The 16,682-nt window shown below is 70.5% G+C and carries 14 protein-coding genes and 1 pseudogene; 4 read left to right on the forward strand and 11 right to left on the reverse strand.

Going from position 1 to position 16,682, the window contains the following annotated elements:
* Nucleotides 1-35: 35 nt before the first annotated feature.
* A complete protein-coding gene (locus tag ACH54P_RS30115; protein ID WP_489906702.1) occupies nt 36-530 on the reverse strand; it encodes a hypothetical protein in 495 nt (164 codons plus the stop codon).
* Nucleotides 527-1,702 (reverse strand): hypothetical protein, encoded by a 1,176-nt coding sequence (locus tag ACH54P_RS30120; protein WP_489906703.1) that lies wholly within the window; start codon nt 1,700-1,702, stop codon nt 527-529. Before ACH54P_RS30120 ends, ACH54P_RS30115 begins: the two co-directional genes overlap by 4 nt.
* On the opposite strand from ACH54P_RS30120, the gene ACH54P_RS30125 reads away from it, so the two are divergent.
* Nucleotides 1,701-1,964 carry a zinc-binding dehydrogenase gene (locus ACH54P_RS30125; protein ID WP_489916714.1) on the forward strand — a complete coding sequence of 88 codons (264 nt, stop codon included), beginning with the start codon at nt 1,701-1,703 and terminating at the stop codon, nt 1,962-1,964. The genes ACH54P_RS30120 and ACH54P_RS30125 overlap by 2 nt on opposite strands.
* Here the strand turns inward: ACH54P_RS30125 and ACH54P_RS30130 are convergent.
* The 5 genes from ACH54P_RS30130 to pdhA form a co-directional block, all read right to left on the reverse strand.
* The gene (locus ACH54P_RS30130) at nt 1,921-3,867 is read right to left on the reverse strand and encodes an ABC transporter ATP-binding protein (protein WP_489906704.1); all 1,947 of its coding nucleotides are present in this window, start codon (nt 3,865-3,867) and stop codon (nt 1,921-1,923) included. The two genes, ACH54P_RS30125 and ACH54P_RS30130, sit on opposite strands and share 44 nt — an antisense overlap.
* A 20-nt stretch (nt 3,868-3,887) precedes the next feature.
* The gene (locus ACH54P_RS30135) at nt 3,888-4,469 is read right to left on the reverse strand and encodes a TetR/AcrR family transcriptional regulator (RefSeq protein ID WP_489916716.1); all 582 of its coding nucleotides are present in this window, start codon (nt 4,467-4,469) and stop codon (nt 3,888-3,890) included.
* Between the two features lie 146 nt (nt 4,470-4,615).
* The gene (locus tag ACH54P_RS30140; RefSeq protein ID WP_489906705.1) at nt 4,616-5,968 is read right to left on the reverse strand and encodes a dihydrolipoamide acetyltransferase family protein; all 1,353 of its coding nucleotides are present in this window, start codon (nt 5,966-5,968) and stop codon (nt 4,616-4,618) included.
* 16 nt (nt 5,969-5,984) lie between these two features.
* Nucleotides 5,985-6,977, reverse strand: a complete 993-nt coding sequence (locus ACH54P_RS30145; RefSeq protein ID WP_489906706.1) for an alpha-ketoacid dehydrogenase subunit beta — start codon at nt 6,975-6,977, stop codon at nt 5,985-5,987.
* Entirely contained in the window at nt 6,977-8,182 is a 1,206-nt protein-coding gene (pdhA, locus tag ACH54P_RS30150) for a pyruvate dehydrogenase (acetyl-transferring) E1 component subunit alpha (RefSeq protein ID WP_489906707.1), read from the reverse strand. Before pdhA ends, ACH54P_RS30145 begins: the two co-directional genes overlap by 1 nt.
* A 434-nt stretch (nt 8,183-8,616) precedes the next feature.
* Between pdhA and ACH54P_RS30155 the strand changes: the two genes are divergently transcribed.
* Nucleotides 8,617-10,035: a M20/M25/M40 family metallo-hydrolase gene (locus ACH54P_RS30155; protein ID WP_489906708.1), complete on the forward strand. Its 1,419-nt coding sequence runs from the start codon at nt 8,617-8,619 to the stop codon at nt 10,033-10,035.
* 54 nt (nt 10,036-10,089) lie between these two features.
* On the opposite strand, the gene ACH54P_RS30160 is transcribed toward ACH54P_RS30155, so the two are convergent.
* Entirely contained in the window at nt 10,090-11,091 is a 1,002-nt protein-coding gene (locus ACH54P_RS30160) for an ABC transporter substrate-binding protein (protein ID WP_489906709.1), read from the reverse strand.
* A 36-nt stretch (nt 11,092-11,127) separates the two neighbouring features.
* Between ACH54P_RS30160 and ACH54P_RS30165 the strand changes: the two genes are divergently transcribed.
* Nucleotides 11,128-12,138 carry a FecCD family ABC transporter permease gene (locus ACH54P_RS30165; RefSeq protein ID WP_489906710.1) on the forward strand — a complete coding sequence of 337 codons (1,011 nt, stop codon included), beginning with the start codon at nt 11,128-11,130 and terminating at the stop codon, nt 12,136-12,138.
* Nucleotides 12,135-13,109, forward strand: a complete 975-nt coding sequence (locus ACH54P_RS30170) for a FecCD family ABC transporter permease (protein ID WP_489906711.1) — start codon at nt 12,135-12,137, stop codon at nt 13,107-13,109. Before ACH54P_RS30165 ends, ACH54P_RS30170 begins: the two co-directional genes overlap by 4 nt.
* Here the strand turns inward: ACH54P_RS30170 and ACH54P_RS30175 are convergent.
* From ACH54P_RS30175 to ACH54P_RS30185, 3 genes and pseudogenes are all read right to left on the reverse strand, one after another.
* Nucleotides 13,106-13,948 (reverse strand): transglutaminase family protein, encoded by an 843-nt coding sequence (locus ACH54P_RS30175; RefSeq protein ID WP_489906712.1) that lies wholly within the window; start codon nt 13,946-13,948, stop codon nt 13,106-13,108. The genes ACH54P_RS30170 and ACH54P_RS30175 overlap by 4 nt on opposite strands.
* Nucleotides 13,945-14,892, reverse strand: a complete 948-nt coding sequence (locus tag ACH54P_RS30180; protein WP_489906713.1) for an alpha-E domain-containing protein — start codon at nt 14,890-14,892, stop codon at nt 13,945-13,947. The genes ACH54P_RS30175 and ACH54P_RS30180 overlap by 4 nt, the downstream gene beginning before the upstream one ends.
* Nucleotides 14,893-14,902: 10 nt before the next feature.
* A pseudogene (locus ACH54P_RS30185) lies at nt 14,903-16,560 on the reverse strand (circularly permuted type 2 ATP-grasp protein).
* Nucleotides 16,561-16,682 lie beyond the last annotated feature (122 nt).

Below are 16,682 nucleotides of genomic sequence, written 5' to 3' on the forward strand. Positions count from 1 at the left end.
CAACGAACGAGCTGTCCGATTTGCTCCCGGCCCGCTCAGCCGTCCTCGAGGAGGCGGCTCACTTCGGCGTCGAGTGCCGCGTGGACGCGGTTCGCTGATTCGGTCGGTAAACCGGTCTCCACCAGGGCGTTGGCGGCCCCGCGGGCCGACGCATCGGCGAGCGCTGACCGGGCCTGACCCGGCACTGTCGCCAGCGCAGCACGGGCCTCCACCCAGGCCGACTCCGCAGCCTTCTTCGCTGCGTCCAGCACCGCGTCGCTACTACCGGAAGCCATCGCCGTGCGGACGTCGCGGCGGGCTCTGCGGGTGATTGCGGCGGTGACCCGCTGCAGCAGCGACTGCGTAGCCTCCTTCGCCTGCTCCTTGATCCCTTCGGCGATGCCGTCCGCTACGTTGCGCAGCAGCCACAGGCCGACTACCACCGCCAGCGTCGCTGGGTCGAACCGCTTTTCGCCCGGGGGCTGCAGGTGGGGCAGATTCGGTCCCAGCTCGTCGGCGATGGCCGCCGCCGAGTCCTCAATGTCGATCATGAGCTCACCTCGCCGAGTAGGAAAGACCGCGCTGACTTGGGTCGACGTAGCGCTTCTTCGCCGGACACCAGAATGGTCCGCACCCGTCGGTTGTCCCCGGCGGCCTTGGCTCGTGCGATCTCCGCACGCTCGCGGTTCAGCCGGTGTTCGCCCAGGTCCGCCCACTGCTCGATCATCCCGTCGATGAAGCGGACCGAACGTTCGTCGGCCACGGAGAACGTCTTCGCCCACGGTGTGTCGCCGCCGGACGGGGCAAGCAGATCGACGAGGCTCTTCGCGAGTTGGCGGGCGGCCAGCAGGGTCGGGTAGCCGTCGTACAGCACCTTGGCGAACCGGACTCGGTTGGCCGGCTGCAGTTCGAGCGCAGCTCGTTGGATTCGTTCGCCTTCGGCCAGTAATGCGTGTGCGAGGTCATTCACGACGGACGCGAAACCCTCTCGCACCGCCTTCGCGAGTACGGGGCCGATGTTGGGGGGCGACTCGCCGATCTGCAAGCAAGAGAACATCGTGTACTGCACCCAACGCGCGAACCCGTCCTCGGCGCTGACCTGCGCGATCGCCATCGGAAGCTCGATCGCGATCACTACCTCGGCCGCCGTGACGCCGTCGACTTGCCCGCGTTCGCGGGCGGTGTGGAGCAGCTCTGCCAGCCGGGCGGACTCGTCGGCAACTGCCGCGACCGGGTCGGCGCTCGCCCCTATCCGGTCGACGAAATGGTGGCTTTTGCCGAAGGAACGGAGGGTCGCGCGGATCGGCGGAACAGCACCGGCCGCGGTGATCGCCAGCGCGTTGTGGAGGAAGTCGAGGCCGTCCGTTACGGCGCGAGTGGTCGCCGGGAGCCGGTCCGCGCGTTCGGTCAGCACCACCAGCCTGTCCCGTGCGGGAGTGTGAGCCTCGTCGAGGTGCACGGTGGGCCACGTTTCGGAACCGGGCGGGGCAGTGTCGTGGTGGCGGCCGGAGCCGTCCGCGCGAACCTCGATCCAATCTTCGCGCAAGAAGTGAGACCCGTTGTAGTGCAGCACGCGGACCGACGCATTGCTCAGACCAGCGTGTTCGACTTCGGTGGCGAGCTGGTGGCGACTCTCGATGTGACTGGGATGGCTGCCGACCAGTGCGCACGCCAACAGCATGGCTTCCTGAAAGCAGGCTCGATCGGTGTCCGGCAAGCGCATGGTTCCCCCTCGCGCAGCTCATCCCGATTGTCCCCGAAAGACGGCGGATCCGGTGTGGTTCGTTCGGGGGATACTCGTCCGTGCCGGAGCGTGGCCCGGGGCGAAGAAGGTTGCGGACGGCGCGCTGACCCCCGTCATCGACCGGATCTACCCCCTCGCCGACGCCGCCGCGGCGCACGCGCGCGTCGAGAGCCGTGAAGGCGTCGGCAAGGTGTTGCTCAGCCCGGGACTTCGTCCAGGTACGCCTGCGCCTGGAGCGTGAACAGCTCGGCGTAACCTGCCTTCGCCGCCATCAGCTCCTCGTGCGTGCCGTACTCGGCGACCTTCCCGTGGTCCAGCAACAGGATCCGCTCCGCCTGCCGCACGGTCGAGAACCGGTGCGAGATGTACAGCGTCGTCCGGCCCTCCGACAGCGAACGCAGCCGCGAGAACAAGTCGTGCTCGGCCTGCGCGTCCAGGGCCGACGTCGGCTCGTCGAGGATCAGCAGCGGCGCCTCCCGCAGGAACGCCCTGGCCAGCGCGATCTTCTGCCACTCGCCGCCGGACAGGCTGACGCCCTGGTCGAACCAGCGGCCGAGCGGGCTGTCGTAGCCCTGGGGCAGCCGCTCGATCCGCTCGTCCGCGCCCGCGCGGCGCGCCGACTCCTCGATGTGCGGCCGGTCCTCGAGCCGGGTCAGGTCGCCGAGGCCGATGTTTTCCGACGCCGTGCCCTGGTACGTCACGTAGTCCTGGAACATCGCGCTGATCCGCGTCCGCAGCTCGACCGGGTCGTACTCGCGGATGTCGACGCCGTCGAGCAGGATGCGGCCGCCGGTCGGGTCGTACAGCCGGCAGAGCAGCTTGAACAGCGTCGACTTGCCCGCGCCGTTGCGGCCAACGACCGCGACCGTCTCGCCGGGCCGGATCTCGAAGCTGACGTTGTCCAGCGCCGGTTCCTCCGCGCCCGGATAGCTGAAGGTCACCGAGTCGAACTCGATGTGTCCCTCCACCGTGGACGGCATCGGGCGCGGCGACGCCGGCGCGGTGATCTCCGGTTTCGTGTCCAGGAACCGGTAGAGCGTGTCGAGGTAGAGGTTGTTCTCGTACATCCCGGAAAACGCCGTGAACAGCCCGGACACCGACGTCTGCACGGACGTCGCCGCGGCCGTGTACAGCGCCAGGTCGCCCAGTGTGAGCCGCCCGCCGACCGCCTCCAGCGCGATGTACAGCGCGATCGCCGACCCCGCGAGCGTGCTCAGCAGCCCCCAGGACGTCGAGCTGACGTTGCGGTTGATCGTCAGCTTCCGCTGCCGCTCGTAGGAGACGACGCCGAGCCGGCGGAACCGGTCGACGAAGTACGGGCCGAGCCCGAACAGCTTCGTCTCCTTGGCGTAGGTGTCCGTCGTGACCAACGAGGACAGGTAGTCCATCCGCCGCTTGATCGGCGACATCAGGAACGTCAGCCAGAACGCGCGCGAGCCGTACTTCGATTGCGAGATGAACGCCGGGATCGGCGCCACCAGGGCGACCAGCGCGAGCAGCGGGCTGATCGAGACGAGCAGCGCGACCATGCTGCCGAACGTGATCAGCGTCCGCACGAGCCCCAGCGCGGAGTTCATCATCGACAGCGGCCGCGTCGGCGCCTCCTGCGCGGCCTGGCGCAGCATGTCGTAGGACGTCGAGCCTTCGAAGTACGCGAGGTGCAGCTCGCTGGCGTGCGCCATCACCTGGTGCCGGATGGTCAGCGTCATGCGCTCCTGCAGCAGCGACTGCGCGATCGACGTCAGCGCGCTGCTGATCGCGGTCGCGGCGAGCACGCCGAACTGGAACAACGCGACGTGCACGATGTCGGCCGTCGTGCCGCGGTGCTGGATCGCCGCGACGACGGAGTCGAGCAGGAGCTTCGCGATGTACGCGGTCGCGGTCGGCAGGAGGCCGGACAGCAGCGTGATCAGCGCCAGCAGGATGGTCAGGACCGGGCTGGCCTGCCAGGTGAGCTTCACGACCTTCGGCAGGCCGCGGACCGTGCCCGCCACGGACGTCTTCGCGCGCTTCAGCCGCGAGCGCAGGTCTTTCGGCTGGTCGTCCGGCTTGGGCTCGGGGATCTCGACCGGCCCGGTGAGCCCGCTTTCCGGCACCGTCGAGGCGTGCCGCCGTCGTCCTCGCCGAGCCAGCATGAACTCCATGCCGCCCCCACCGCCCGGGATCACTGAGCCTCCACGGCGCCGTGCAGGAAGACGTCGACCACCTGGCGCGTGGTGGGCGCGTCGTCGTCCGGGGCCATCCGGCGGCCGCTGAACAGCATGGTCAGGAACAGCGCGGCCAGGTGCTCGGGCGGCAGCCGCAGGCGGTCCTTCTCCGGCTCGAACAGCTCGGTCATGGCGCCGCGCATGGCCGCCATCGACTCCCGGCGGCCGCCCTTCCAGCTGCCCCGCAGGCGCTGCTCGGGGTCACGGTGCTTGATGCGGCCGGACGCGTGCAGGGCGCCCATCAGCGCACCCATCCGCTCGAGGTGCGCGCCGAGCGCTTCGGCGGCCTCGACGAGCCGGTCTTCCAGGGACTGGTCGACGGGGATCTCGGCAATGGCGTCCAGGACGTGGTCGGGACGCAGGGCTTCGGCGGTGCAGGCGTCGAACAGCTCGTCCTTGTCCTTGAACGCGCGGAAGATGGTGCCCTCGCCGATGCCGGCGGCGCGGGCGATCTGGCTCGTGGTGACGGTGCCTCCGTGCTCGATGAGCAGGGGCAGCACCGCGTGCACGATCATGGCGCGCCGGGCTTCGACGCTCATGCCCGGCGCTCTCCGCCGGGTTTCGGGTGCTGGTGTCATGCCACCAGTGTGCGGAGTGAGTGCTCACTCCGTCAAGCGAGTATGCTGACGGCGAAAGCGGAGAGGGCCGCCCCGACATGCCGGGACGGCCCTCTACCTGCGTGAACTCAGTACGTCATCGCCATGGCCGGGTCGGCCAGCAGTGCGCCGACGTCGGCCAGGAACTCCGAGCCCTGCTGGCCGTCGACCACGCGGTGGTCGAAGCTCAGCGACAGCTGCAGGACCTTGCGGACCTTGATCTCGCCGTCCACCACCCACGGCTGGTCCTTGATCGCGCCGAGGCACAGGATCGCGGACTCGCCCGGGTTGATGATCGGCGTGCCGGTGTCGACGCCGAACACGCCCACGTTGGTGATCGTGATCGTGCCGTTCGCCATGTCCGCCGGGGACGTCTTGCCCTCGCGGGCCACGTCGGTCAGCGTCGTCAGCGCCTGCGCCAGCTCCTTCAGCGACATCGAGTCGGCGTCGCGGACCTTCGGCACGATCAGGCCGCGCGGCGTCGCGGCCGCGATCCCGAGGTGCACGTAGTCCTTGTAGACGATCTCCTGCGCCGCTTCGTCCCACACCGCGTTGATGTCCGGGGTGCGCTTCGCCGCCAGGCACACGGCCTTCGCCGCGAACGTCAGCGGCGTGACCTTGACCCCGGCGAACTCCCGCGACTTCTTGAGCTTCTCGCGGAACTCCATCATCGGCGTGACGTCGATGGTCAGGAACTCCGTGACGTGCGGAGCGGTGTACGCGCTCTGCACCATCGCGGCCGCGGTCATCTTGCGGACACCCTTGATCGGCACGCGCCGCTCGCGGGTGGCCGGGTCGTAACCGCTGTCCACAGTGGATGCAGGAGCCGCCACCGGGGCCGCGGAGCCGTTGGCCGCCCGCTCGACGTCTTCACGCGTGATGACGCCGCCGTCGGCGGTTCCGGTCAGCGCGTGCAGGTCGACGCCGAGATCCTTCGCCAGCTTCCGCACCGGCGGCTTCGCCAGCGGGACGTACCCGCCGCGCGGAGCCGGAGCCGGAGCTGCGACCGGAGCGGGCGCAGGCGCGGGAGGCGCGGGGGGTGCGGCAACAGCGGCGGCCGGAGCAGCGCCCTTCCGAGCTCGCCGCTGCGTGACGACGGCCTTGGAGCCGTAGCCGACCAGCGGCTTCATCTCTTCTTCTTCGACCGGCGCAGCAGCAGCAGCAGCCGGAGCCGGAGCCAGCGCGGCCGCACCGCCGGGGTCGACGTCGATGGTGAGGATCGGCGTGCCGACCTCCACCGTCTGCCCCGGCTCGACGTGCAGCTCCGTGACCACCCCGGCCCACGGGATCGGCAGCTCGACGGCGGCCTTCGCGGTCTCGATCTCGACCACGATCTGGTTGACCGTCACCGTGTCGCCCGGCTTCACGTGCCAGGACAGGATGTCGGCTTCGGTCAGCCCCTCGGCCGTGTCGGCCAGGGGGAACTGTTTGTACGTAGGCATCGCGCGGAAATCCCCCTTACCAGGACAGTGAACGGTCGACGGCGTGCAGCACCCGGTCCAGGTCGGGGAGGTAGTGCTCCTCGAGCTTGGCGGGCGGGTACGGCGTGTCGAACCCGGTCACCCGGAGGACGGGCGCTTCCAGCGAGTAGAAGCACTCCTGCTGGACGCGCGCGGCGATTTCCGACGTCAGCGACGACTCGGACGGCGCCTCCGACAGCGCGATCAGCCGTCCGGTCTTGCGCACCGACTCGAACACCGGGCCGAGGTCCAGCGGCGAGAGCGTGCGCAGGTCGATGACCTCGAGGGACTTGCCTTCGTCCTCGGCCGCGGCGGCCGCGTCGAGGGCGACCTTCACCGACGGGCCGTACGCGACGACCGTCGCCGTCGTGCCTTCGCGCACGACCTGCGACGAGAAGCACGAGACGGGCGTGCCGGCGACGTCGATCTCGGCCCGCAGCGCACCCGAGTGGTACAGCCGCTTCGGCTCGAAGAACAGCACCGGGTCGTCGGACTTGATCGCCTGCTGGATGCCCCAGTAGGCGTCGACGGCGTTCGAAATGGACACGACCTTGAGGCCCGGGATGTGCGCGAACAGGGACTCCGGCGACTCCGAGTGGTGCTCGACCGCGCCGATCCCGCCGCCGAAGGGCACCCGGATCACGACCGGCATCTTGATCTTGCCCTGCGTCCGGTAGTGCAGCTTCGCCAGCTGCGAGGAGATCTGGTCGAAGCCCGGGAAGATGAAGCCCTCGAACTGGATCTCGCACACCGGCCGGAACCCGCGCACGGCCAGGCCGACCGCGGTGCCGATGATGCCCGACTCCGCCAGCGGCGTGTCCAGCACGCGCTGCTCGCCGAAGTCCTTCTGGAGGCCGTCGGTGATCCGGAAGACGCCGCCGAGCTTGCCGACGTCCTCACCCATGATCAGGACCTTGGGGTCTTCTTCCATCGCGCGGCGCAGGCCGAGGTTGAGCGCCTTGCCGATGGTGAGTTTCTGGAGGTCGGTCATCAGTGCTCACCCGCCGATACGAAGCCGTCGAGGTAGGACAGGAACTCTTCGCGCTGCGCGTCCAGCACCGGGTTGCCCTCGGCGTAGACGTTGCTGAAGATCCTCTCCGGCGGCGGCTCCGGCATGTTGAACGTGTACTCGCGCAGGTCGGCGGCGAAGGCGTCGGCGTCGGCCTGGACGCTGTCGAAGAACGCCTGGTCGGCGTAGCCGCCGCGGGCCAGGAACGCGCGGACGCGCTCGATCGGGTCCTTGAGCTTCCACTCCTCCAGCTCGTCGGAGAGCCGGTAGCGGGAGGGGTCGTCGGTCGTCGTGTGCGCGTCCATCCGGTAGGTGAACGCCTCGATCAGCACCGGGCCGTTGCCGTGGCGGCACTCGTCGAGCGCCCAGCGGGACACCGCGAGGCAGGCCAGGACGTCGTTGCCGTCGACGCGGATGCCGGGGAAGCCGTAGCCGCGGGCGCGCTGGTACAGCGGCAGGCGCGACTGGCGCTCGGTCGGCTCGGAGATCGCCCACTGGTTGTTCTGGCAGAAGAACACGAGCGGCGCGTCGTAGACGGCGGCCCAGACGAAGCCCTCGTGCACGTCACCCTGCGAAGTGGCGCCGTCGCCGAAGTAGCAGATGGTCGCTTCGCCGTCGTCGTCGCCGACCTTGCCCTCGAACTTCTGGCCCATCGCGTAGCCGGCGGCGTTGAGCACCTGGTTGCCGATCACGATGGTGTACGGGTGGAAGCCGTGGCCCTGGTAGTCCCAGCCGCTGTGGTCCGTGCACCGGAAGATGCCGAGCAGGTCCTTCATGTCGACCCCGCGCGCGTACGCGACGCCGTGTTCGCGGTAGCTGGGGAACGCCATGTCGTTCTTCCTCAGCGCGCGGCCGGAGCCGATCTGCGCGGCCTCCTGGCCGAGCAGCGGGACCCAGATGCCGAGCTGGCCCTGGCGCTGCATCGCGTTCGCCTCGCGGTCGGCCCGCCGCACCAGCACCATGTCGCGGTACAGGCCGCGCAGCGCTTCGGCGTCGACGTCCTCGACGTACTTGTCGAACTGCGGCGAGGGGACCCGTTCGCCTTCGGGGGTGAGCAGCTGAGTCAGCTCAGCGCCACCTTCGCTGGTTGCTCGCAATCCGGCGATCACCTGTTCGGGGGAGGGCTGGGCCGCGACCGCGGCGGGGCCGTCTCCAGGCTCCGGGTGCGTCCACTGTTCGGACGGCATGCGCTGTACTCCTTGGTGTCGGTGCCTCTGGCGGCCGCTTGTGGCGACCACAGCGACTGCACCGGCGGGGACCAGCGTTCCGGGTCTCCGAAGCGCTCGGTCACCGTCGGCGTTGACGGTTCACGCCGACATCCTGGCACGAAGGTCCACGCTTTGGTGAGTGACGGATGCTGATTTGTTGCTGAGAAAGGGGCCCTGAACTGGGGAAACGCTAGGAAGCCCGAGCATCGGACCTACGAGAGTAGGGCGCCGGTCCGCGCGCTCACCAGGCGTGGCCGCACGGGCACGCGGCCGTGCGGATGCGTGGTCGCCCGGGCGGGCGACGCCGTTGTGATGTGCCGCACGGCCGGACCTGCGGCTTTCGGGGGGTCCGGGTGGCGGAGCCCCCGGCTCGGGACGAAGCCCCGTTGTCCCAGCGTGGCACGATGGGCCACGTGGAGCAGAAATCCGTCCGTGAATCCGTCGTGTCCGCCTGGATCAACGACGTCACCCCGAGTTTGTCCGGGCTGGTGGCCATCCCCGCCCTGTCCCCGGCCTTCGACGCCGACTGGGCGAAGAGCGGCCACCTCGCCGCCGCCGTCGACCACGTCCGCGAGTGGATCGCCGGGCGCGAGCTGCCCGGCGCGACGCTGGAGGTCGTGCAGCTCGAAGACCGGACCCCCCTGTTGCTCGTCGACGTCCCGGCGACCCCGGGCGCGGCGGACAAGGGCACCGTCCTGATGTACGGCCACCTCGACAAGCAGCCCCCGGTCGGCGGCTGGTCCGAGGGCCTCGGCCCGTGGACCCCGGTGATCCGCGACGGCCGGTTGTACGGCCGCGGGTCCGTCGACGACGGCTACTCCGGCTACGCGGCGACGACGGCGATCGAAGCCGTCCACGCGGCCGGCGGCGAGCACGCCCGCATCGTGGTGCTGCTGGAGACCGGCGAGGAGTCCGGCAGCCCCGACCTGCCCGCCTACGTCGAGCACCTGGCCGACCGGATCGGCGAGGTCTCGCTGGTCGTCTGCCTGGACGCCGGCGGCAGCGACTACGAGCGGTTGTGGCTGGTCACGAGCCTGCGCGGGATGCTGCACCTCGACGTCACCGTGCAGCTGCTGGGCTCGGCGCAGCACTCCGGCGTCGCGAGCGGCGTGGTCGCGAGCTCGTTCCGGATCCTGCGGCACCTGGTCGAGCGGCTCGAGGACAGCGCGACCGGCGAACTGCTGCTGGACGAGCTGAAGGTCGACGTCCCGGCCGACCGGCTCGCCGAGCTCGAGGCCGTCTCGCAGGACTTCCCCGAGGCGTTGGCGAAGGCGTTCCCGCTGGTCGAAGGCGGCCGCGTGATCACCGAGGACGCGCTGGAGCTGATGCTCAACAACGCGTGGCGCCCGACGCTGTCGGTGATCGGCGCCGACGGTTTCCCGAAGCCCGCCGACGCCGGCAACGTGCTCCGCGAGAGCACCACCCTCACCCTGAGCTTCCGGCTCCCGCCGACGGCTGACGCCGAGAAGGCGCTCGAAGCCGTGAAGCGGGTCCTGACCACGGACGTTCCGTACGGCGCGAAGGTCACGCTCGACTCGCCTCAGGCGGAGAACGGCTGGAACGCGCCGGCCGAGGCGCCGTGGCTGACGACCGCCCTGCGCACGGTCAGCGACGAGGTGTTCGGCCGCCCGCACCGCGCGACCGGCATGGGCGGCTCGATCCCGTTCATGGGCCTGCTCTCGCGGAAGTACCCGGAAGCCCAGTTCCTGGTCACCGGCGCGTGCGGGGCCGACTCGAACATCCACGTGCCGGACGAGTGGCTGCACCTGGACTACGCGCAGCAGGTCACCGAGGCCGTCGCGCACATCCTGGACGCCCACGCCCGCGGTTGAGCATCGCGAAAGGGCGCACCTGCCCCGACGGCAGGTGCGCCCTTCCCGGCGTGCTCACGCGAACTTGTTCAGCGTCTCCGTGAGCTTGGTCAGTTCCGGCGTGAAGCGCTGGTAGGAGAACGGCGTCTCGTTGTTCCACGCGATCAACCGTCCGGCCTTCACCGCGGGCAGCTGCTGCCAGGTCGGGACGCCGCCGAGGCCGTCCGGGCCGAGGGACAGCGAGCCGCCGCGGGCGTCGTACATGATGACGTCGGCGGTGTACTTGCCGATGTTCTCCCAGCTCACCTGCTCGTAGTAGCCGCCCTGGCTCTCGTCCGGCTTCTCCGGCGGCACGAACGTCATGCCCTTGTTCTGGTAGTGCTTCGACGTCGCGAACTTGGGCGCGGCGGCGACGTAGCAGGTGTCCTTCTGCGCCGAGACGAGCAGCACCTTCAGCCCGGACGTCTTCTCGATCGCCTCCCCGAGCGCGGCATCGGCCTGGTCGAAGCCCGCTTTCGCCTGCTTCACGGCGTCCGTCTCGACGTCCGCGCCGAGGGACTTCGCCAGGTTCGCGAACTTCGTGATGCCCTCCGGCATGGCGATGTCCTGAAGGGACAGCCCGACGCTCGGGGCGGCCTTGTCGATCTTGTCCGCCTGGGTCTCCGGGACGTACCAGAGCTCGTTCTCCAGGTACATGACGCTGACCAGCAGGTCCGGGTCGAGGCCGACGAACTTGTCGAAGTTGAACTCGTTCCACACGTTCCCCAGCGACGTCACGGCGCCCAGGTCCACGCCGCCGGCCTGCGGATCCGGCTTGCCGTCGGCCAGCTTCGAGGGTCCGAAGATCCCGACCGACTTGACGCCGAAGTCCCAGAGCGCGGCGGCCGCCGTCACCTGCGCGACGATCCGGGCGGGCCGGGCGCCGTCGAGCTTCCGGCCGCGGTCGTCGGTGAACGACCACGTCGTGGCGCTGCCGGACGCCTTGTCTTCGGTGTAGCCGCAGGCGGTGAGCAGGCCCATCGCCGCGGTGCCGGCGAGGAATCCGCGGCGGGACAGCCGCGACTGGAGGAGGTTCATGGTTTGTGAGGCTAGCCTTGCCTTACATTTATGGCCATGGTCCAGATCACGGAACGCCGAACCAGCGTCTCGACGAAGACGCTGGTGCTGGTCAGCGCCATGATCGCGCTCGTCGCGGTCGTGCTGCTGTCGATCGGCTTCGGCTCCAACCGGCTTTCGCTCGGCACCGTCCTGCACGGTCTGTTCGCCTACAGCGGCAGCTACGAAGACGTCGTGATCCGCGACAACCGGCTCCCCCGCACCCTGGTCGGGCTGGGGGTCGGCGTCGCGCTGGGCCTGGCCGGCGCGCTGCTGCAGGCGATCACCCGCAACCCCGTGGCCGACCCCGGCATGCTCGGCATCAACCACGGCGCCGCCGTCGCGATCGTGCTCGGCAGCGCCGTGTTTTCGATCACCGAGCCCGGGCAGCTGATCTGGTTCGCCTTCGCCGGGGCACTGGCCGGCACCGCGCTGGTGACGGCGATCGGCGGCAACCGCAGCCCGATCCGGCTGGTCCTGGCCGGCGTCGCCGTGCAGGCGGTGTTCGTCGGGATCAACCAGGGCATGCAGCTGATCAACACCCACAACCTCGACCGGATGCGGTACTGGCTGGTCGGCTCGCTGGTCAACCGCGGCCTGGACAGCGTGGCCGGGCTGCTGCCGTTCTTCGCGCTCGCCCTGGTGCTGGCCGCGCTGCTCGCGCGTCCGCTGAACGTGCTGGCGCTCGGCGAGGACACCGCCCGCGGCCTCGGCGCGAACCCGGCGTCGACGCGGCTGGCGGGGATGGTCGCCGTCGGGCTGCTGGCGGCGGTCGCGACCGCGGCGTGCGGGCCGATCGCGTTCGTGGGGCTGATGATCCCGCACGTCGTGCGGCTGCTGGTCGGCCAGGACGAGCGGTGGGTGCTGCCGCTGTCGGCGGTGTTCGGGCCGGTGCTGCTGCTGGGGTGTGACGTCCTGGGCCGGTTGCTGGGCGGCAGTGGCGAGATCCAGGTCGGCGTGATGACCGACGTCGTGGGCGGCGTCGCCTTCGTCGTCGTGGCCCGGCGGCTCAAGGCGGTGCGCCGATGACCCGCCGCGCGCTGGTGTTCGGCGCCCTGGTGCTGGTGGCGCTGGTCCTGGTGGTGCTGTCGGTCGGCACCGGCGACTACGAGATGACGCCGGGCGAGGTGCTCCGGACCCTCGCCGGACAGGGCACCAAGCCGCAGTACCTGGTGGTGATGGGCCGCCTCCCGCGGGCGCTGGTCGCGGTGTTCGTCGGCGTGGCCCTCGCGCTGGCCGGCGCGGTGTTCCAGACGCTGACGCGCAACCCGCTGGGCAGCCCGGACGTCATCGGCTTCACGACGGGCTCGGCCACGGGCGGCATCACGGTGATCGTCTTCTTCGGCGGCGCCCCGGCCCTGGTCGCGTTCGGCGCGATCGGCGGCGGCCTGCTGACGACGGCGGTGATCGCGGCCCTCTGCGCCCCGCACGGCCTGCGCAGCTCCCGGCTGGTGCTGCTGGGCATCGCGGTGTCGGCGGTGCTGGTCGGCGTGAACTCCTCCCTGCTGGTGCGCGCGAACCTCGAGGGTGCGCAGCAGGCGGTCGGCTGGCTGACCGGCGACCTGGCCGGCCGCGACTGGAGCTACTTCGTGCCGATCGCGGTGGCCGTGGCGCTGCTGGCTCCGCCGATCCTCCTGCACAGCCGGGCCCTGAAGATGCTCGAGATGGGCGACGACGCGGCGACGGCGACCGGCGTCGCGGTCCCCCGGGTCCGCACGACGGCGTTGCTGCTGGCGGTGGGCCTGGTCGCCGTGGCGACGGCGGTGTCCGGCCCGATCCCGTTCGTCGCACTGGCGGCCCCGCAGCTGGCCCGGCGCCTGACCCGTCGTCCCGGGCCGAACCTGACGGCATCGGCGTTGACGGGCGCGGCGCTGGTCGTGGCGGCCGACTACCTGGGGCAACGGATCCTGTCGGCGTCGCTGCTCCCGGTGGGCGTGGTGGCGGCGGCGTTGGGCGGCGCGTACCTGATCTGGCTGCTCACCGCCCGCCGCACGGCCTAGCCCAGCCGGGTCAGCTGGACCGAGACGTCCAAAGTGGACTGGCCGCCGCCGGTGAAGATGCCCTTCAGCGGCGCCACGTCCGCGTAGTCCCGGCCCATCGCCACCCACACGTGCCGCGGCCCGACCGGGATCGCGTTCGTCGGGTCGTACGCCCACCAGCCGCCCGTCCAGACGTCGACCCAGGCGTGCGACTCGCCCTCCACCACCTCGCCGAGCTTCCCGTCCGGCTTCGTGTGCAGGTAGCCGGAGACGTACCGGGCCGGGACGCCGATGGCGCGCAGCATCACCAGCGTCACGTGCGCGAAGTCCTGGCAGACGCCTTCGCGCGCCTGCCACGCGTCGGTCGCCGTCGAGTGGACGCCCGTCGTGCCCGGCTGGTACTTCAGCTGCTTGTTCACCCACTCGCAGACCGCGAGCACGGCGTCCGCCGGGTCCAGGCCCCGGCGCAGCTCGCGCGCCTCGCGCGCCAACGTGACGTCACGCGGGGTGTAGTCGGTCGGCGTCAGGTACTCGGTCCGGTGGTCGATCACCGTTTCGCTGCGCAGGTCCCGCCACGACGCCGCGCGGATCGGCTCGGCTTCGTCCGCCGTCTCGACCACCGACGTCGCGAGCACCGTGAACTCCGTGTGCGGCGCGTGGAGGTCGAACGACGTCACGACCGTGCCCCAGTAGTCCGTGTACCGGTAGGCGCGGGTCGCCGGCGTCGTCTCGATGCGCGTCGCGACCGTCGTCTGGCGGCGGTCCGAGCGCGGGGTCAGCCGGGCCTCGTTGTACGACTGCGTCGCCGGCGTCGCGTACCGGTACCCCGTCCGGTGCGCCACCCGCAGCTGCCAGGTCACAGCGAAACCTCCGCGCCGCTCCACGCCACCCACGGCGACGTGCTGAAGTACTGCATCGACACCGCTTCGCCGATCTCCTTGATCGACGTCTGCAACGCCCCGAGCCGGCGCGGCAGGTCGGTCAGGAGGTCCGACGGGCGGAGGAACTCCAGCTCGCTGCGGGCCCGGCCGAGCTGGCGCAGCGCCTCGGACTTCTCGTTCGTGCGCGCGCCGCCGCCCGGGTCGAGCCGCTGCAGGCAGTCCTCCGCCTGGCGCAGGGCGTGGAACACCGAGCGCGGGAAGAGCGTGTCCCGCAACAGGAACTGCACGACGCGGCCGGCGTCGAGCGCGCCGCGGTAGGTGCGCAGGTACGTGTCCTGCGCGCCGGCCGAGCGCAGCACCGTGATCCAGCCCGGCGAAGACGCGCGGTCCGCGACCCGGGACAGCAGCAGCCGCACGACCATGTCGGCGCGTTCGATCGAGCGGCCGAGCACCATGAACAGCCAGCCGTCGTCGCGGCTCATCGTCGAGTCGGCGAGCCCGGCGAACATCGCCGCGCGCTCCTCCACGAACGACAGGAACGCGTGCGGCCCGGCGCGCCGGGCGTAGCGCTGCCGGTCGGGCACCGCGTTCCACGTCGCGTTCAGGCATTCCCACAGCTCGGTCGAGACGACTTCGCGGGCGCCGCGGGTGTTCTCGCGCGCCGAGTTGATCGACCCGACGATCGACGCCGGGTTGTCCTTCCCGTACGCCACCAGCTCGGTCAGCTTCCACACGTCGAGGGACTCCGTGCCCTCCGGGTCGATGCCCAGGACGGCCAGCAGCTGCCGGCTCGCGTGGTCCGGGTCGACGGTCGCGTCCTCCAGCAGCTGGTGGACCGAGACGTTGAGGATGCGGGAGGTGTCGTCCGCGCGTTCGACGTACCGGCCGATCCAGTACAGCGACTCCGCGTTGCGTGCCAGCATTCGAACCTCCCTAGCCCCGCTGTTGCTGCTGCTGTTGCTGGGACGTCGTGAGCTCCGGGCCCTGCTCGGCGACCAAGCCGTCCACACTGGACATCGCGCCGAGTGCGGGCTGCTCGAGTTCGCGCTCGACCGTCGACGCCCGGGACGCCAGCACCCACGTGTCCTTCGAGCCGCCGCCCTGCGACGAGTTGACGACCAGGCTGCCCTCCGGCAGCGCCACCCGCGTCAGCCCGCCGGGCAGCACGAAGATCTCCTTGCCGTCGTTGACCGCGAACGGCCGCAGGTCGACGTGCCGCGGCGCGAGGCGGTCCTCCACCTTGGCCGGCACGGTCGAGAGCTGGACCACGGGCTGGGCGATCCAGCCGCGCCGGTGTGCGCGCACCTTCCGCCGCAGCGTGTCCAGTTCCTTCTTCGACGCCTCGGGCCCGAAGACGATCCCGTAGCCGCCGGACCCTTCGACCGGCTTCACGACCAGCTCGTCGAGGTGCGCCATGACGTGGTCGAACTCGTCCGGCAGCCAGCACCGGAAGGTGTCCACATTGGGCAGCAGCGGCTTCTCGTTGAGGTAGTACTTCACCATCTCCGGCACGTAGGTGTAGACGAGCTTGTCGTCGCCGACGCCGTTGCCGACCGCGTTCGCGACGACGACGTTGCCCGCCCGCGCCGCGTTGAGCACGCCGGCGATGCCGAGCACGGAGTCCGGCCGGTAGTGCACCGGATCGAGGAACTCGTCGTCGATGCGCCGGTAGATGACGTCGACCTGGCGCTCGCCCTCGGTGGTCCGCAGGTAGACGACGTTGTCGCGGCAGAACATGTCGCGGCCCTCGACCAGCTCGACGCCCATCAGCCGCGCCAGCAGCGAGTGCTCGAAGTAGGCCGAGTTGTGGACGCCGGGGGTGAGCACGACGACCATCGGGTCGGCGACGTTCGCCGCGGCCGCCGCGCGCAGCGCCCGGAGCAGGTGTGACGCGTAGTCGCCGACCGGACGCACCCGGTGCTGGGCGAACAGGTCCGGGAACACCCGCGCCATCGTCCGCCGGTTCTCCATCACGTACGACACCCCGGACGGGTTGCGGAGGTTGTCCTCCAGCACCCGGAACGTGCCCTCTTCGTCGCGCACCAGGTCCACTCCGGACACGTGGATGCGCACGCCGTTCGGCGGGTTGATGCCGAACGCCTCCCGCTGGAAGTGCTCGCACGAGGTGATCAGCCGCCGCGGCAGCACGCCGTCGCGCAGGATCTGCCGGTCGCCGTAGACGTCGGCGAGGAACGCCTCGAGCGCGCGGACGCGCTGGGCCACCCCGCGCTCGAGCTTCGCCCACTCGGCCGCCTGGATCACCCGCGGCACCAGGTCCAGCGGGAACGGCCGCTCCTGCCCGGACAGCGAGAACGTGATGCCCTGGTCGACCATCGCCCGGTCCAGGGCGAGCGACCGGGAGTTCAGGTCGTGCGCGTCGAGCGCCGCGATCGACTCGTACAGCGCGCGGTACGGGCCGCGGACGGTGCCGTCGGCGGCGAACATCTCGTCGTAGGCGCCGGCGTGGGGCCGATCCGGCGAGAGGTACCCGTCGAACCGGGCCCCCGGCCGGGTGATCCGGCGGGTCGTCGCCTTCCTCGCACGTCGACCGGAGGGGGCAGCCGGGGCGGGGTGGCGTTCATGAACGACATCCTTACTCACTCCCCGGGGTGGACGCGATACCCGCGGTACGACGCGCGCCGCTCTAAACATCGCCGTAACTTCACAGTGCTGTGCTTTGGTATGGATGAGTGGCAATATGCGTGCTCTCACG

Source organism: Amycolatopsis sp. N2S4-7, assembly GCF_058119595.1.

Coding starts and splice junctions, on each gene's coding strand:
- ACH54P_RS30115 (WP_489906702.1), bottom strand. CDS start 530: ATGATCGACATTGAGGACTCGGCGGCGGCCATCGCCGACGAGCTGGGA.
- ACH54P_RS30125 (WP_489916714.1), top strand. CDS start 1,701: ATGGTTCCCCCTCGCGCAGCTCATCCCGATTGTCCCCGAAAGACGGCG.
- ACH54P_RS30120 (WP_489906703.1), bottom strand. CDS start 1,702: ATGCGCTTGCCGGACACCGATCGAGCCTGCTTTCAGGAAGCCATGCTG.
- ACH54P_RS30130 (WP_489906704.1), bottom strand. CDS start 3,867: ATGGAGTTCATGCTGGCTCGGCGAGGACGACGGCGGCACGCCTCGACG.
- ACH54P_RS30135 (WP_489916716.1), bottom strand. CDS start 4,469: ATGAGCGTCGAAGCCCGGCGCGCCATGATCGTGCACGCGGTGCTGCCC.
- ACH54P_RS30140 (WP_489906705.1), bottom strand. CDS start 5,968: ATGCCTACGTACAAACAGTTCCCCCTGGCCGACACGGCCGAGGGGCTG.
- ACH54P_RS30145 (WP_489906706.1), bottom strand. CDS start 6,977: ATGACCGACCTCCAGAAACTCACCATCGGCAAGGCGCTCAACCTCGGC.
- pdhA (WP_489906707.1), bottom strand. CDS start 8,182: ATGCCGTCCGAACAGTGGACGCACCCGGAGCCTGGAGACGGCCCCGCC.
- ACH54P_RS30160 (WP_489906709.1), bottom strand. CDS start 11,091: ATGAACCTCCTCCAGTCGCGGCTGTCCCGCCGCGGATTCCTCGCCGGC.
- ACH54P_RS30165 (WP_489906710.1), top strand. CDS start 11,128: ATGGTCCAGATCACGGAACGCCGAACCAGCGTCTCGACGAAGACGCTG.
- ACH54P_RS30170 (WP_489906711.1), top strand. CDS start 12,135: ATGACCCGCCGCGCGCTGGTGTTCGGCGCCCTGGTGCTGGTGGCGCTG.
- ACH54P_RS30180 (WP_489906713.1), bottom strand. CDS start 14,892: ATGCTGGCACGCAACGCGGAGTCGCTGTACTGGATCGGCCGGTACGTC.